The sequence below is a fragment of the Pseudomonas sp. NFR02 genome (genome assembly GCF_900119375.1).
Taxonomy (GTDB): domain Bacteria; phylum Pseudomonadota; class Gammaproteobacteria; order Pseudomonadales; family Pseudomonadaceae; genus Aquipseudomonas; species Aquipseudomonas paracarnis.
Genome location: NZ_FPJJ01000005.1, coordinates 194,206 through 210,468 on the forward strand (window position 1 = coordinate 194,206; position 16,263 = coordinate 210,468).

Annotated in this window: 10 protein-coding genes; 6 read left to right on the forward strand and 4 right to left on the reverse strand. The window is 61.6% G+C overall.

All coding sequences use genetic code 11. The features are described 5' to 3' along the window. The first annotated feature begins 35 nt into the window (after positions 1–35). From thrC to BT199_RS16895, 3 genes are all read left to right on the forward strand, one after another. Entirely contained in the window at positions 36–1,445 is a 1,410-nt protein-coding gene (gene thrC / locus BT199_RS16885) for a threonine synthase (RefSeq protein ID WP_014719782.1), read from the forward strand. Between the two features lie 285 nt (positions 1,446–1,730). After that, the gene (locus tag BT199_RS16890; RefSeq protein ID WP_072435086.1) at positions 1,731–5,303 is read left to right on the forward strand and encodes a transporter substrate-binding domain-containing protein; all 3,573 of its coding nucleotides are present in this window, start codon (positions 1,731–1,733) and stop codon (positions 5,301–5,303) included. A 276-nt stretch (positions 5,304–5,579) separates the two neighbouring features. Further along, the gene (locus tag BT199_RS16895) at positions 5,580–6,824 is read left to right on the forward strand and encodes an EAL domain-containing response regulator (RefSeq protein ID WP_014719780.1); all 1,245 of its coding nucleotides are present in this window, start codon (positions 5,580–5,582) and stop codon (positions 6,822–6,824) included. Here the strand turns inward: BT199_RS16895 and BT199_RS16900 are convergent. Further along, entirely contained in the window at positions 6,793–7,455 is a 663-nt protein-coding gene (locus tag BT199_RS16900) for a response regulator (protein WP_003193955.1), read from the reverse strand. The genes BT199_RS16895 and BT199_RS16900 overlap by 32 nt on opposite strands. 207 nt (positions 7,456–7,662) lie before the next feature. Here BT199_RS16900 and BT199_RS16905 point away from each other — a divergent pair, with 207 nt between their 5' ends. Then, a complete protein-coding gene (locus tag BT199_RS16905; protein WP_020301357.1) occupies positions 7,663–7,947 on the forward strand; it encodes a DUF3509 domain-containing protein in 285 nt (94 codons plus the stop codon). A 172-nt stretch (positions 7,948–8,119) separates the two neighbouring features. Here BT199_RS16905 and BT199_RS16910 read toward each other — a convergent pair whose 3' ends face one another. Next, entirely contained in the window at positions 8,120–9,319 is a 1,200-nt protein-coding gene (locus BT199_RS16910; RefSeq protein WP_072435087.1) for a CaiB/BaiF CoA transferase family protein, read from the reverse strand. A gap of 137 nt (positions 9,320–9,456) precedes the next feature. Between BT199_RS16910 and BT199_RS16915 the strand changes: the two genes are divergently transcribed. Then, positions 9,457–9,999 carry a YaeQ family protein gene (locus BT199_RS16915; protein ID WP_003193952.1) on the forward strand — a complete coding sequence of 181 codons (543 nt, stop codon included), beginning with the start codon at positions 9,457–9,459 and terminating at the stop codon, positions 9,997–9,999. 157 nt (positions 10,000–10,156) lie between these two features. Next, the gene (gene recJ, locus BT199_RS16920) at positions 10,157–11,866 is read left to right on the forward strand and encodes a single-stranded-DNA-specific exonuclease RecJ (protein ID WP_014719777.1); all 1,710 of its coding nucleotides are present in this window, start codon (positions 10,157–10,159) and stop codon (positions 11,864–11,866) included. Between the two features lie 139 nt (positions 11,867–12,005). Here recJ and BT199_RS16925 read toward each other — a convergent pair whose 3' ends face one another. Beyond that, entirely contained in the window at positions 12,006–13,286 is a 1,281-nt protein-coding gene (locus BT199_RS16925; RefSeq protein WP_014719776.1) for a virulence factor family protein, read from the reverse strand. Next, positions 13,286–15,928 (reverse strand): bifunctional lysylphosphatidylglycerol flippase/synthetase MprF, encoded by a 2,643-nt coding sequence (mprF, locus tag BT199_RS16930; protein ID WP_014719775.1) that lies wholly within the window; start codon positions 15,926–15,928, stop codon positions 13,286–13,288. Before mprF ends, BT199_RS16925 begins: the two co-directional genes overlap by 1 nt. Positions 15,929–16,263 lie beyond the last annotated feature (335 nt).

Genomic DNA, 16,263 nt, shown 5'->3' on the forward strand with positions numbered 1-16,263 from the left:
GGCCCCTGTTCGAGAATGTTTTAGAGGAGCCAGTCATGCGTTACATCAGCACCCGCGGCCAGGCACCGGCCCTGAATTTCGAAGACGTTCTGCTGGCAGGCCTTGCCACCGACGGCGGCCTGTATGTGCCGGAAAACCTGCCGCGCTTCACCCAGGAAGAAATCGCCTCCTGGGCCGGCCTGCCGTATCACGAGCTGGCTTTCCGAGTGATGCGCCCGTTCGTCACCGGCAGCATTCCGGATGCGGATTTTAAAAAGATCCTGGAAGAGACGTACGGCGTGTTTGCCCATAGCGCCATCGCACCTCTGCGCCAGTTGAACGGCAACGAGTGGGTACTGGAGCTGTTCCACGGCCCGACCCTGGCGTTCAAGGACTTCGCCCTGCAACTGCTCGGACGCCTGCTCGACTACGTGCTGGAAAAGCGCGGCGAGCGCGTGGTGATCATCGGCGCCACCTCCGGCGACACCGGCTCGGCGGCCATCGAAGGGTGCAAGCACTGCGAAAACGTCGATATCTTCATCCTGCACCCGCACAAGCGCGTGTCGGAGGTGCAACGTCGGCAGATGACCACCATCTTCGGTGAGAACATTCACAACATCGCCATCGAAGGCAACTTCGACGACTGCCAGGAAATGGTCAAGAACAGCTTCGCTGACCAGAGCTTCCTCAAGGGCACGCGTCTGGTGGCGGTGAACTCGATCAACTGGGCGCGGATCATGGCCCAGATCGTCTACTACTTCCATGCATCGCTGCAGTTGGGCGGCCCGGCGCGTTCGGTGTCGTTCTCGGTGCCGACCGGCAACTTCGGCGACATCTTCGCCGGTTACCTGGCACGCAACATGGGCCTGCCGATCAACCAGTTGATCGTCGCCACCAACCGCAACGACATCCTGCATCGCTTCATGAGCGGCAACCAGTATGTGAAGGAAACCCTGCACGCCACGCTGTCGCCGTCCATGGACATCATGGTCTCGTCGAACTTCGAACGCTTGCTGTTCGACATGCACGGTCGCAACGGCGCAGCCCTGGCCGAGTTGATGAACAGCTTCAAGCAAGGTGGCGGTTTCAGCGTCGAGCAAGAGCGCTGGACCGAAACCCGCAAGCTGTTCGATTCCCTGGCCGTGGACGATGCACAGACCTGCGAAACCATCGCGCAGGTCTATGCCGAGACCGGCGAAGTGCTCGACCCGCACACGGCTATCGGCGTGAAAGCCGCCCGCGAATGCCGCCGCAGCCTGGATATTCCAATGGTGATCCTCGGTACCGCGCACCCGGTCAAGTTCCCGGAAGCGGTCGAGAAAGCCGGCATTGGCAAGGCCCTGGAGTTGCCGGAGCATTTGACCGACCTGTTCGAGCGCGAAGAGCGCTGCACCGTATTGGCCAATGACCTGAAGACAGTGCAGGCGTTTGTCAGCCAGCATGGCAATCGGGGCAAACCGCTCTGATCGACAGGGCTGCCTGAAGGCCGACGGGCATCTTTGTGCTGCCCATCGATCCAAAATGTGGGAGCGGGCTTGCTCGCGAATGAGGTGGATCAGTCACACATTCAGTGACTGACACAGCGCTTTCGCGAGCAAGCCCGCTCCCACATTTGAGACGGTTTCATCCACCCAAGACGTGGTGGAGCAACAGTCAGCTTTTTTGCAGTCGGCCAAGCCCGTCCTCGTGACGGGCTTTTTCATTCTGGCGAGCCATACTTGCCCAGTCGCCCAATCAAGGAAACCCAACCGGTGCAGGTGTTGATCCAATGGACGTTGAAGCTGGTGTGCCTGTTGTGGCTCATCCAGGTGCCCATGAGCCTGGCCGCCGTCAGCCTGCCGTTCAAACTGGTCCCGGCGTTTATCCCGCTTGAACCTATGCCGCTGGCGCCAACGGAGCAGCAGTGGTTGGCGGCGCATCGGACACTCAAAGTGGGTATCTCGATAGATGACTACCAGCCGATCGATATCACCCGCGACCGCAATCGCTACCAGGGCATCAGCGCCGATTATTTGAGCCTGGTTGGCGCGCGGCTGGGTGTGCCCATGCAAGTGCTGGGCTTCTCCGAGCGCGCCCAGGCGGTCGAAGCGCTGCGCAACGGCACCATCGACATTCTCACCAGTGCCAATGGTTACGAGCGTGACGTACCTGGCCTGCAATTCACCCCGGACTACATGCCCGACCGTTCGGTGGTGGTGCTGCGTCGCGACGATACCCAAGGCGACGATCTGGCCGGCAAGAAGCTGGTGTTGCTCGACGGCTACGCCAACGTGCAGAAGGTGCACGCGGCGTATCCCGACAGCCACATCATGCTCGCCCCCAACCTCTACAGCGGCCTCGAAGCCTTGAAGCAAGGTGACGTCGATGCGTTTATCGGCAACGAAGTGATTGTGCGCGCCTATAAATCGCTGCGGCCTTACCTGGGGTTGCAGATCAAGGAGCAGAGCCGGCTGGCGCCCATCGGTTTTGCCTTCGCCACCCGCCAGGCAGATCCGTTGTTGGGGGCCATGATGAACCGCGCGCTGGCAAGCCTTGACGAGTCGGTGCAGCGTGAAATCCTCGCGCGCTGGACCACCGGGCTCGGCGTCGGTATCAGTGGTGAGCGCGTTGCGTTGTCGGCGTCGGAACAGGCCTGGGTGCGTGAGCATCCCCATGTCGTGGTGGTGGCCCAGCAGATGTCGCCTTACATTTTCAGGGACAAGGACGGCCAGTGGGTTGGCCTGAATGTCGACCTGTTGAATCGCATCTCGCGCATGACCGGTTTGCAGTTCGTCTATGAAGAGGTGGGTTCTACTGCGCAAACCCTGGAATGGCTGGAAACCGGCCGGGCACAGATGAACACGACCCTGGCTGTGAATCAGGAGCGCAGTGCGTTGCTCAACTTCAGTCATGGTTTTGGCGGGTCCGGCTGGGTGTTTATCGAACGTGCCGATGCCGCGCCCCTGACGGGCTTGAACCAGTTGGACGGCAAGGTGCTGGCATTGCCGGCGCGCCATGTCATGGAGAGCCAGATTCGCCATGACCATCCGCGTATCAAGTTGCGCCTGGTGGACAATTACACCCAGGCCCGCGAGTTGGTGCGACGAGGCGAGGCGGCCGCCACGATACAGACCGAAGTGGAAGTGCAGAGTTACCCGGAAGATGGCCTGCGTATCGGACGCAGTGTCGATGGCAAGTGGTCGTCCAACTGCCTGTCGGTGCGCAAGGACCAACCTGAGCTGCTGAGCATTCTGAACAAGGCCCTGGAGGCGTTGCCGGTGGCTGAGCTGAGTGCGTTGCGCCTGCGTTGGATCGGTGCCGTGGCGATTCCGCTGCCGGCCTGGCAACGCGTACCGCCATGGGCCTATTGGACGGTGGCCACGGCGCTGCTGTTTGTGTTGGTGTCGCTGGTGTGGAACAGCCGGCTCAAGCGCCAGATTCGCCAACGGCTGGAGGCCGAGCAACGGCTCAACGATCAGTTGGCGTTCAAGCGCGCACTGCTCGACGGCATGCCCAACCCGCTGTTCGTCCGCGACCTGGACGGGCGCCTGGTGACCTGCAATAAAAGTTATGAACAGCAATTGGCGACCCGGCTGGAGCTGATCCAGGGCCTGACGCTGATGGAGAGCAAGGTCGTGCCCGACGCCACAGCGGCACGCCTGCACGAAGGCCACATGGAGCAATTGGCCACGCAGCAGCCGTTGTTTGTCGACCGGCAATTGGAACTCAACGGCGGCAGTTATCACGTCTACCAGTGGACCGTGCCTTTTTTTGACGCCCAGGGCCGCCTGCAGGGGTTGTTGGGCGGTTGGATCGATATCAACGAACGCAAAGACCTGGAGCGTCAGTTGATGGACGCACGCCAGGCCGCCGACGAAGCGAACTACGCCAAAAGTGCATTTCTCTCGGCCTTGAGCCACGAGATTCGCACTCCCATGACTGCCATCATTGGCTTGCTCGAACTGGAGCAAGAGCGTTGCCTGGCAAGCGGCCAGCCGGTTTCCGAGGCGCTGCAGGTGGCCCATCGTTCGGCGCGCGAGCTGATTGCGCTGATGGGCGACAGCCTGGACTTGGCCAAGATCGAGGCCGGCCACCTGCAACTGGCGCCACAGACCACCGAGTTGAAGCGTTTTTTCGAGGGCATTCAGAGCCTGTTCGAAGCCACAGCGCAAAAGAAGGGCCTGCACCTGACCCTGGCGTTTGATCCGGCTGCTCAGGGTTATTACTGGTTCGACCCGCTGCGGTTACGCCAGGTGATGCACAACCTGTTGGGCAATGCGCTCAAATTTACCGAGCGGGGCGGGGTTCACCTCAGCGTGACCTGCCAACGGGATGAGACCGATACCGAATACCTGCACCTGTGCGTCAAGGACAGTGGCCCGGGCATCAGCGCCGAGCAACAGCCGCGGGTGTTCAAGCCTTTTACTCAGGTGAGCGCCTTGACCGCTGCGCAACACGGTGGCACCGGGCTGGGCCTGAGTATCTGCAAGCAACTGGTGGAATTGATGGGCGGCAGCATTCACCTCGATAGCGTGGTGGGCGAGGGGACAGTGGTGTGCATTGACCTGCGCCTGGACCGGGTCAGCACCGATGATGTGCCGGCAACGCCCACCGCGACGTTGTCACCGACGGGGCGCAGCCTGTCGATACTGGTGGTGGATGATTTGGCGGCCAACCGCCTGGTGCTGGCGCAGCAGTTGCAGTTCCTCGGTCATCAAGTGGTCGCCCTGGAGTCGGCCGAGGCCGCGTTGCAACGCTGGCGTGAGCAGCGTTTTGACGTGTTGGTCACCGATTGCCAGATGCCCGGCATGTCCGGTTATGCCTTGAGTGCGGCGATACGGCGCCTCGAAGCCGAGGAGCAACGTCCTCGTAGCGCGCTGGTGGGTTGCACCGCGAACGCCATGAAAGATGAACAACGCCGCTGCGAGGACGCCGGTATGGATGAACTGCTGGTCAAGCCGGTGACCTTGGAACACTGGACCCAAGTGCTGGCACGCCTGGCACCCCAGCGTTCGTTCGATATCGAGGCCCTGCGCACCATGACCCAGGCCGATGGCCCGGTGCTGCAAAGCATGTTGCAGGAACTGGCCAAGAGCCTGGACCACGAACACGAGGTGTTGGCGGGTGCCCTGGCCGAGCGCGACGTGGCACGCTTGAATGCATCGCTGCACCGGCTCAAGGGCATTTGCTCGCTGGTGGACGCACTGCCACTGGCCAAGGCCTGTGTCGCCCTTGAGCAATGCGCCCGTGAACAGCGCGGCGCCGAGCTTGAAGAACCCTGGTTGCGCTTGTCCGAGGTGCTCAAGGCTTTTCGTCGCGACCTGCAACCTTATCTGGATGCGTAACCCAGCCCGTATGCCGATCAGCCAAGCGAACGCAATGCTCAAGGCAACGAAGATCAAATGTGGGAGCTGGCTTGCCGGCGATAGCGGTAGTGCAGTAACAGATGTAGCGACTGACACACCGCCTTCGCAGGCAAGCCAGCTCCCACAGGAGGTCTGCGCTTGACCGACAAGGCTTGTCCCTCCCACATTTAAAGAAGCTTTTAGGACACGTCCTATGGGACACGGCGCAGCGTATGGCTACTGTGCAGGTCTTTCTCTATACCGACACCCTTACCCATGCGATCCCTGAACGTCCTGATCCTCGAAGACAACCCGTTTCAACTGATGGCCCTGCACCAGATGCTCAATGCCAACGGTGTGTTCAATGTGCGGGCCGCGGAAACGGTCGAAATTGCCCGCCAGTCCCTGGACAGCAAAGGCCCGGTGGATATCGCCATCTGCGATCTGTACCTGGAGCAGGGCGATGGCCTGGCGTTGATCCGTGAGTTGGCGGAACGCCGCCTGGCCCAGGTGTTGATCCTGCTCAGCAACGCCGAGCCCGACGTGCTGGAAGGCGTGGCGAACATGGCCCGCCAATTGGGGCTCAAGGTCTTGGCGTGCTTGCCCAAGCCGGCCTCGGCCAAGCTGATCGGGCAAGTATTGAGCGATTGTCAGGAGCACTTGCGTCCAGGGCCAGCGGTGCTGTCCTGGGAGCGCGTCCGTCAACTGCTGAGCTTGAGCGAGCAGGAACAACTGCCGCCCTCGGCGGATGTCAGCCAGGCGACTATCGCAGCCTGTGGCAGGGTCTGGTACCAGCCCATCGTCAGTCAGGCCGGTGTGTTGCAAGGGGTGGAGGCGCTGGCGCGTTGGCAGTTGCAGGACGGTGAGCTATTGCTGCCTGACGAGTTCCTGCCAGTGCTGGAGTTTGCCGGCATGGAAGAGGCGTTTACCTGGCATGTGCTGGAGCAGGCGCTTGGCCTGGCGAACCAGGTGATGGGCGAAAGCGGCCGAGTGCTGCCGGTAGCTGTGAACATTCCCGGGCGTATGCTGGAGCGCGAGCACTTCCCCCAGGTGCTGCAAGGTTTGCTGCAACTTCATGGTGTGCCCGCCCATAGCCTGACCCTGGAGTTGGTGGAAACCTCGACGCTGAAAACCGACAGCGCCCATGTCACTGGGTTGCTGCGCTTGCGCATGTTGGGTTGCCAGTTGTCCATCGGCGACTTCGGCATGGGCGGCACCAGCCTGCAGCATTTGCTGGAACTGCCTTTTACCGAGCTGAAAATTCCCCCGGCGTTTGCCTGTGGGATGGCCAATGATGATCGCAAGGCCGCTGTGGTGGCGGGCGCCATGAGCATGGCGGCGCGCCTGGATGTCGCCGTGGTGGTCACCGGCGTGGAAACCGCCGCCGATTATCACGCCGTGGGCGAACTGGGCGCGGCGTGGCTGCAAGGTTGCTTTATCGCCCGGCCGATGGAGGCCGAGACGCTCAAGCAATGGATCGCGTTCCAGGCTAGGCCAGCCCGTGTTCCTGCACGTAAATAAACAGGGCGGCATCGTTGACCAGCCCCAGCTTGCGCATGGCGCTGACTTTTTGCGCGCTGACGGTCTGCTTGCTGCGGTGCAGGTGCGCGGCGATCTCGCCCACCGTCATGCCACTGGCCAACAGGCGAATCACCTCCAGTTCCCGGGGTGACAGGTGCTCCTGGGAGTGCAGGCGATCAGCGCCGACTTCCCCGGCCAGGCTCAGCGCCTGGCGGATGGTCTGGGCCACATAGGTACGTTGCTGGCGAACCTGGCGGATCGCCTGGGGCAGCTCATCGGCCAGGCTGGCCTTGCTCAGCAAGCCCATCACGCCCAACGCCAGGATGGAATGAAACAACCCGGCATTGTTGAGCATGGTCACCACCACAATGGGCAGGTGCGGATAGTGCCGGCGCAGTTGCTCGATCAAGCGCAACCCGTCGGCTTGGGGCTCGACGGGCATCATGAAGTCGGTCACCACCACATCGCAGGCACAGTGTTGCAACAACGCACTGAGGGCCTGGGGGGAATTGGCCTCGCCGACGATGCTGATGTGCGTGTCACGCTCGAGCACGGCGCGCAGGCCAATCAGGAAAATCGGGTGATCGTCGGCAATCACGATACGCAAGGGCGGTTCAGACGCAGCTCTCAAGGCAGGCTCCCGGGACAATCCAGGGATTCTAGCCTGTGCGCCGTTGTTTTTTCTCTGTCATCTTTTCCGTGCATGCTCGTTTTCCTCAAGCAGTGGATTACACAAAAGGTAGAACTTTCTGCTTTGAGCACGGGTCACTTGAATGTCAGCCTCTTCGTGACATTTTTGTTTTTCGAACCTTTTTCGAATGATTGAGTGGTGATCGAGATGGAAAGTATCAACCTATTGCTCAGCCAAGCACTGAGCCCTTATCAGGTTACGCTGACCTCTGCCGGTATGCGCGACGACTGCCTGGTAACCGTGAAGAACCCCGGTGGTGCCATCGTGGTTGAACGTGAAGTCGATCGTGCGCAATTGAGCGACAAGCGCGCGCTGGTGGATGTGGTGGATTGCCTGCTCCGCGACCTGAAAATCGCCGAAGGGCGCCTGGAACCTTCAGTCATCGCTGCCTTGCGCAACGCCTCTCAAACCCGTGGCGGCGCACTGGCATGAAACATTATTTTTCTTCGGAACCTTCCTACAAGGTGGTCAGTCAGAGTTTGTAACAGCAAGAGCAGGCATTGTGCTCCGGTGTTTGTCGCTTGCTGTGCGGGTCTTTTTGTAGACCACGTTTAACCCCGAGTTGTCTCCCCACTGCTCGGGGTTTCTTTTTGCCTGGGATTTGTCAGATCGCGCCATCCTCGCGCAGGCGAGTGATAGCCGCCGCGTCGTAGCCCAAGGCATTGAGCACCAGGCTGTTGTGTTCACCCAGTTGCGGGCCGACCCATTCGCAGCTGCCCGGTGTGTCCGAGAGCTTGGGCACGATGCCGGGCATCTTGAAGTCCTTGCCGCCCGGCAACTGCGCCTTGAGGAACATTTCCCGGGCCAGGAATTGCGGGTCGCCCAGCATGTCTTCGGCGCTGTAGATGCGGCTGGCGGGCACCTCGGCTTTGTTCAGATGCTCAATCACCTGGTCGAGAGACAGCGAATTGACCCAGCGATCAATCACGCCGTACAGCTCATCGCGGCGAGCGTCACGCCCGTCATTGCTGGCCAGTGCAGGGTCGTTCGCCAAATCGTCACGGCCGATCACCCGCATGAAGCGCTTGAAGATTGCATCGCCATTGGCGCCGATCTGCACATGCTTGCCGTCTGCGGTGGTGTGGATCGAGGACGGGGTGATGCCGGGCATGATGTTGCCGGTGCGCTCACGGATAAACCCGAACACATCGAACTCGGGGATCATGCTTTCCATCATGGCGAAGATGGCCTCATACAGCGCCACATCCACCACCTGGCCCAAGCCGCCGTTGACTTCGCGGTGACGCAGCGCCATCAGCGCGCCGATCACTGCCCACAACGCGGCAATCGAATCGCCGATGGAAATCCCGGTGCGCACCGGCGGGCGGTCCTCGAAGCCGGTGATATAGCGCAAGCCGCCCATGGACTCGCCCACCGCGCCAAACCCCGGCTGGTCCTTCATCGGCCCCGTCTGGCCGAAGCCCGAGAGGCGTACCATCACCAGCTTGGGGTTGAGGGCGTGCAGGGTTTCCCAGCTCAGGCCGAGTTTCTCCAGCACGCCTGGGCGGAAGTTTTCAATCAGGATGTCGGCGTCGGCCAACAGTTGCTTGAGGATCGCCAGGCCTTCAGGGTGCTTGAGGTTGAGGGTCAGCGACTGCTTGTTGCGCGCCTGTACGAACCACCACAGCGAAGTGCCTTCATACAGCTTGCGCCATTTGCGCAGCGGGTCGCCGCCGTCCGGGGATTCGACCTTGATCACCTCGGCGCCGAATTCAGCGCAAATGCGTGAGGCAAACGGGCCGGCGATCAAAGTGCCCAGTTCGATGACTTTCAGGCCGGCAAGTGGTTTGGCATTAAGCGACATGGGGATCCTTACGAGCGCGGGACGATGATGTCCTGCTTTTTAACATAGGCGAGCCGCGCGGATGCAGCGCAGTATTCGTTCAATGCCCTCGCCATCGGTTAGACTGGCCGCCTTTCCTTGTCTTTAGAAGCCCGTTCATGGCCCAGCCGTCCACGACCTACAAATTCGAACTCAACCTCACCGACCTCGACCGCTCGGTGTACGAGAGCGTCAAACAGACCATCGCCCGCCACCCTTCGGAAACCGAAGAGCGCATGACCGTGCGCCTGCTGGCCTACGCCCTCTGGTACAACGAGCAATTGGCGTTCGGGCGTGGCCTGTCGGATGTGGACGAACCGGCCCTGTGGGAAAAGAGCCTGGATGATCGGGTTTTGCACTGGATCGAAGTCGGCCAGCCGGATGCCGACCGCCTGACCTGGTGCTCGCGCCGCACCGAACGCACCAGCCTGCTGGCCTATGGCAGCCTGCGCGTGTGGGAAGGCAAGGTGGTGCCGGTGGCCAACAACCTGAAAAACGTGCACATCGCTGCCGTGCCCCAGGAAGTCTTGGAGACCCTGGCCAAGGACATGCCGCGGGTGATCAAGTGGGACGTGATGATCAGCGAAGGCACGATCTTTGTGACCGATGACCGTGGCCAGCATGAAGTGCAACTGCAATGGCTGGTCGGCGAGCGCGGTTGAAAAGGTGGGAGCTGGCTTGCCTGCGAGGGCATCCACTCGGTGTGTCTGATGTACCGAGTCGTATGCATCGCAGGCAAGCCAGCGCCCACACTTGATCTCTGCTGCGTTCGCTATCTGTGTTTAACTGATGTATTAGAAGAGAAGCTCCCGTCACCCCATGCGTATCGATCCCCGCCCATTGCCCGCCGTCCTGCCTTTTCTCGGTGAACTGCCGCCGCTGTTGACCCGCCTTTACGCCGCACGCGGGGTGCAGTCGGAGGCCGAGCTGGACAAGAGCCTGGCGCGGTTGATTCCCTATCAGCAGCTCAAGGGCATCGATGCGGCGGTGGACTTGCTGGTGACGGCCCTGGAGCAGCGTCAGCGCATCCTAATCGTCGGTGACTTCGACGCCGATGGCGCCACGGCGAGTACCGTGGGCACCCTGGGCCTGCGTTTGCTTGGCGCGGCCCATGTCGATTACCTGGTGCCCAACCGCTTCGAATACGGCTACGGCCTGACCCCGGAAATCGTCGCGGTGGCGCTGGAGCGCGAGCCGCAGTTGCTGATCACCGTGGACAACGGTATCTCCAGCGTCGAAGGCGTGGCGGCGGCGAAAGCGGCGGGGTTGCAGGTGCTGGTGACCGACCACCACTTGCCCGGCGATGAACTGCCGGCCGCTGACGCCATCGTCAATCCTAACCAGCCGGGCTGCACGTTTCCCAGCAAGGCCCTGGCCGGCGTCGGCGTGATCTTCTACGTATTGATGGCCCTGCGTGCACGGTTGCGCAGCCTGGGTTGGTATGACAACAAGCCCCAGCCGAACATCGGTGAACTGCTTGATCTGGTGGCCCTGGGCAGCGTCGCTGACGTGGTGCCGCTGGACGCCAACAACCGCATCCTCGTGCACCAGGGGCTGGAGCGTATTCGGGCCGGTCGGGCGCGGCCGGGGATCAAGGCGATCCTGGAAGTGGCCAAGCGTGATCATGCGCGTATCACCTCCACCGACCTGGGTTTCATCCTCGGCCCGCGTCTGAACGCGGCCGGACGCCTGGATGACATGAGCCTGGGCATTGAATGCTTGCTTACCACGGACTTCGCCGCCGCACGGGAAATGGCCGCGCAACTGGACGGCATGAACCAGGACCGTAAATCCATCGAGCAAGGCATGCAACGCGAGGCCCTGGCCCAGCTCAAGGACCTGCCGGTGGAGTCGATGCCGTACGGTCTGTGCCTGTTTGACCCGGAGTGGCACCAAGGGGTGATCGGGATCCTCGCGTCACGCATGAAGGAGCGTTATTTCCGCCCGACCATCGCCTTCGCCGATGCCGGTGATGGCCTGCTCAAGGGCTCTGGACGCTCGGTGCAAGGCTTTCATATCCGCGATGCGCTGGCGGTCGTCGCCAGCCAGCACCCCAACCTGATCACCAAGTACGGCGGCCACGCCATGGCGGCGGGGCTGACCTTGCCCGAGGCCAACTTCCCGTTGTTTGCGCAAGCCTTCGATGCCGAAGTGCGTCGGCAATTGCGCGAAGAAGACCTCACCGGCCGCCTGCTTTCAGACGGCACCCTGGCGGTGGAAGAGTTTCACCTGGAACTGGCCCGCGCCCTGCGCCATGCCGGCCCGTGGGGGCAGCACTTTCCCGAGCCGTTGTTTCACGGGGTATTCCAGTTGGTGGAGCAGCGGGTGGTGGGCGAGCGGCATTTGAAAGTGGTGCTCAAGAGCGAGTGCGGGTCGGTGAAGCTCGATGGCATCGCCTTTGGTGTGGACCGCGAAGTGTGGCCAAACCCGACGGTGCGTTGGGTGGAATTGGCCTACAAGCTGGATGTGAATGAATTTCGTGGCAATGAGACGGTGCAGTTGATGATTGCCCACATCGAACCGCGCTGATTATTAGCAACACCACACATCAAAAATGTGGGAGCGGGCTTGCTCGCGAAAGCGGTGGATCAGTCACAGCTGCATTGACTGACATTCCGTATTCGCGAGCAAGCCCGCTCCCACATTTTGTTTTATGTGCGGCGCGGGATTATTCGGCTTTGGCCTGATGCTTGACGATAATATCCACCAAGCGCTTGGCCAGCGCCGGGTAGTTCTCATCGAAGTGATGCCCGCCCGGCAGTTTCATGGCTTCGCCCACGGCGGTCTTGTCGGTGCAGCCACTCTCGTCGACTTCTTCGGCGCCGTAGATGCACACGACTTTCTCAGGCGGCAGCTTGGCCATTTCCGGGCCGGTGGCGGCTTCTTTGCCGGCGTTGCCCAGCCAGCCTTCCACTTCGATTTCAAAGCTGCCGGTACGGGCGAAGGCCAGCAGGATGATCGCGTCTACCCGTTGCTGTTCGTTCTCTGGCATACGGTTGTAGATGGCCGGCAATACGTCGGCGCCGAACGAGTAACCGGTCAGCACGAAGCGCTTGGTGCCCCACTTTTGCCGGTAGTGTTGCATCAGCTCGGTGAGGTCCTTGGCGCTTTGCTCCGGCGTCTTGTGCTGCCAGTAGTAGCGCAGGGTGTCGATGCCCACCACCGGGTAGCCGATCTTCGCCATCTCGCCCGCCACGTCGCGGTCCAGGTCGCGCCAGCCGCCGTCACCGGAGAGGAATAGGGTCACGGTGTCCTTGGCTTGGCCGGCAGGCACTTCTACCACTGGAATCGCCAGGCCGCCGTTGTCCGAACCGACCAGTTGCTTGCGCAGTTCGTTATTCAGCACCTGTGGGTAATGAATGTCGTAGTCGCTGATGCTGGTAGTAGCGCGCGGTGTGTCACGTACGAAACTGGCGCTTTCATCGTCGGGGTTATCGTTCCACGCCACCAGCCAGCTGCCATGGGCGGCGGTTTTCGGCAGCGGGTCGTTGCAGCCTTCCTGTTTCAGGGCGAAGCCCACGGAGATGGCGTTGGCCTTGTCGTCGTTCTGGGTGGCCAGCCAGCGCCAGGCGAGTGCGGCGCCAGGGCCGATGCCGCTGACCAGGGTTGCCGGGCCTTTGAGCTGGGCCAGGGCGCCTTGCAGGGCTTTTTCCTGCAGTGCGCAGTCATCCTTGGGCAGCACCACCTGAACCAGTTGCGCAGCACCGCCCTGGCTCAGGGCTATCAGTTGGCTGTCGGTCAGGGTTTCGTCGGCCATCACCGCCACGGCCACGCGGGCTTTTGCGTTGCTGGCCGGGGTTACGCGGGTCATTACCGAACCGTCGGCCTGGGGCAAGTGCTCCAGGGTCGGTTGCGGGGCGGGGCGGTTCCAGTACCAGAAGCCACCCGCCGCGATCAGCGCAAGCAGCACCACTAAAGCCAATACATACCGCCAGGAGCGTCGAATCATCAGCGTTTCACCAATCCAGTCAAGCCGCCCGCAATCAGGGCGGCGGTATCGGCCAATGCCACCAGCGGATCCAGTCCTGCGGGCACGGCCATGTAACGGGGTTCCCAGTCGGGCTGGAACTTGTCTTTGAAGCGGCGCAAACCTTGGAAGTTATACAGTTGCTCGCCACGGCGGAACACCATCGAGCCCAGGCGCTGGGTCAGCGGTGCGCCACGGCGCGGTTGCAAGCCCGACAACGGCACCATGCCGAGGCTGAAGCGCGCGTAGTCGTGGCTCTTATAGTGTTGAATCAGGCCCACCATCATGAACTCCATGGTCAACTTGGGCGCGTCCGGGTGGGCACGCATCAGGTCGAGGCTGGCCAGGTCATGATTATAGGTTTCGAGCAGATTGGCGAAGGCCACCGGGCGCCCTTCGAAGCGAATGATCGCGATACGAAAGTGCTTGAGGTAGTCATCGCTGAAACGGCCCAGGGAGAAGCCTTTTTCCCGCACATTCTTACCTGTAAGCCAGGCGTCGGAGATGACTTTTAATTCATCCATCGGCGCCTTGCCCGGTTCGCAGATTTCCAGGGACAGGCCGTCCCGGGTGCCACGGTTCCAGGTGTAGCGCAAATCCTTCATTTCTTTGCCCTTGGCTTCCAGGTCAAAGCGTTTCAGGTCGACGCGGGCTTCTTCACCCAGTTTGATCGCGGTGAGGCCGATGTCCATGTAATACGGCAGGTTCTCGGCGCGTACCTGATAGAACACCGGACGGGCGTGGTGGATGTCGCACAGGTCGCGGAACTGCCAGATCATCTCGGCGCGCGGTTGGGTCGGGCCGATCGGGTCGTACAAGGCCACCAGGCTACGCCCGCGACGGGCATACATCAGGAAGGCTTCATCGTTAGGGTGAAACAGCAGCGCCTTGTCGCCGGTGAGCGCCAGGCCGCCGTCGGGTTGGGACGAGGCCATCAGAATCTTGCTGGCGCGCTCCAGCTCTTCCGGGGTCGGCAGGTGGATGACCGGGCGTGCCGTGCGCAGCAGCCAGGTCAGCGACACGATCACCAGCAACACGGCGGCGCCGAGCAGCGAACGCAAACCACGTGGGGCGTTGGCGTCGAGGGTGAACTGCCACCAGAGTTGGTGGCTGTAGGGCACGTCCTGGTAGGCAAACAGCAACAGCCAGATCGAAGCGCCGAGCACACAGACACTGGCCACCAGGTACAGCGGCGAAAACGGCAACTCGGTCAGGCGACTGGCGCGGTAGAACGAGCGCCGGAAGATGGCCAGCAGCACTGCGGTCATGGTCATCAGGCTGGCTTCTTCCCAGTCGAAGCCTTTAAGCAGCGAAAGCAGGGCGCCAACCAGCAGCAACACCATGGTCAGCATCCAGGCGGCCGACAACCGCCGGCGCAGGCCCTGGGCGAGCAACAGGCACAACACACCGATCAGGCTGGCACCGAAGTGCGACGCGTCAATCAGACGATGGGGAATCAGGAAGCCGATGTTTTCCAGGCGTGAGTCGATCTCTGGCGTGGCGCCGGAAAACAGCAGGACCACGCCGGACAAAAAAACCAGGACGGCCAATACTGGCGCTGCCAGCCCCGACGCTACCCGCAGACTTTGCTGGGTTTGGAACAGGCGCTGGGCCTCGTTGACCAGCAGGAATACACAGGCGATCAGCAGCGGCAGCACCACGTAGATCATGCGGTACAGCAGCAAGGCAGCAGCCAGGGGCGCGGCACCAAGTTTGTCGGCAAAGGCCGCCAGCAGGATCGCTTCGAATACCCCCACCCCGCCCGGCACATGGCTGAGCACACCGGCGGCCAGGGCCAGCAGGTACACCAACAGGAACGGGCCGAAGGGCGGAGCTTCCGGCAACAGCAGATACAGCACGGTGGCGGCTGCGGCGACGTCCAGTGCGGTGATGATCAGTTGCAGGAAAGTCAGGCGTCGGCCAGGCAGGCGCAGGGTACGGCGCCCGGCCTTGACCAGCAGGTTGTCGGGGTAGGGCTGTTCCGGCAGGCGGCGGCGATAGATGCCGATGCACAGCAGGGCCGACAACAGCAGCACGGCGCCGGCAATGCCGCCGAGCAGGCTTTGCGATAAATGCAGGTAAGTGGAGGCGGCCGGCAAGTTGCTCAACGTGGCCAGCGCGGCCAGCGGTGGCAGGGCACAGCCCAGGGCCAGGCTGGCGAATACGGTCATGTGCGCCACTTCCGAGGCGCCGATGCCATGGCGTGCATATAAACGGTAACGCACCGAACCCCCCGAGAGCATCGACAAGCCAATGGCGTTGCCGATAGCAAAGGCGGTGAAACCACCCAGGGCCAGGGTCTTGGCGGGCAATTGCACGCCGGCATAACGCGCGCCGGAGAACTCATAGCCGAGCAGGATTACAAAACCGGCGACCGCCGCCGCAAAGGCCCCCAATAGGGCCGGCTTGGGCACTTCCAGGATCGAATCGTGCAGGGCGTAGAGGTCCAGCTCCAGCAGCAGGTGCCGGCAGGCGATCAGGGCGATTGCAAACAGCAGAAGCGTCACGGCCAGGCCGATGGGCTGGCGGTATTTGCTCAACAGGTCCAGCCACCGCAAACGGGTGGGAGTGATCGGTTGTTCTGCTGTAACGGTGTCTTGTGGTTCAGACGAGTTGGCGCGCATCAATCACCTCGTGGATTGTGCGCGACAGGATGGAGGTATCCAGCCAAGTTACCAATCCCTATGGACAAAATAATTACAAATATTAACGCGGATCACCGGGCGCGGCGACTGCGGCCATTGGTCGTAGAGGGGTAGCGCTTGAGCATTGAGCATAGCGTGCAATGAGATGGACTCTGCAAACCGTCTACGGTTTCATGAAAGATGCCATGTCATTGTTTCAGAAGAACTTTTTCGTCAGATACAAAAAAGGCCACTCTTTCGAGTAGCCTTTTTTGATGTTTGGTTGCGGGAGCCGGATTTGAACCGACGACCTTCGGGTTATGAGCCCGACGAGC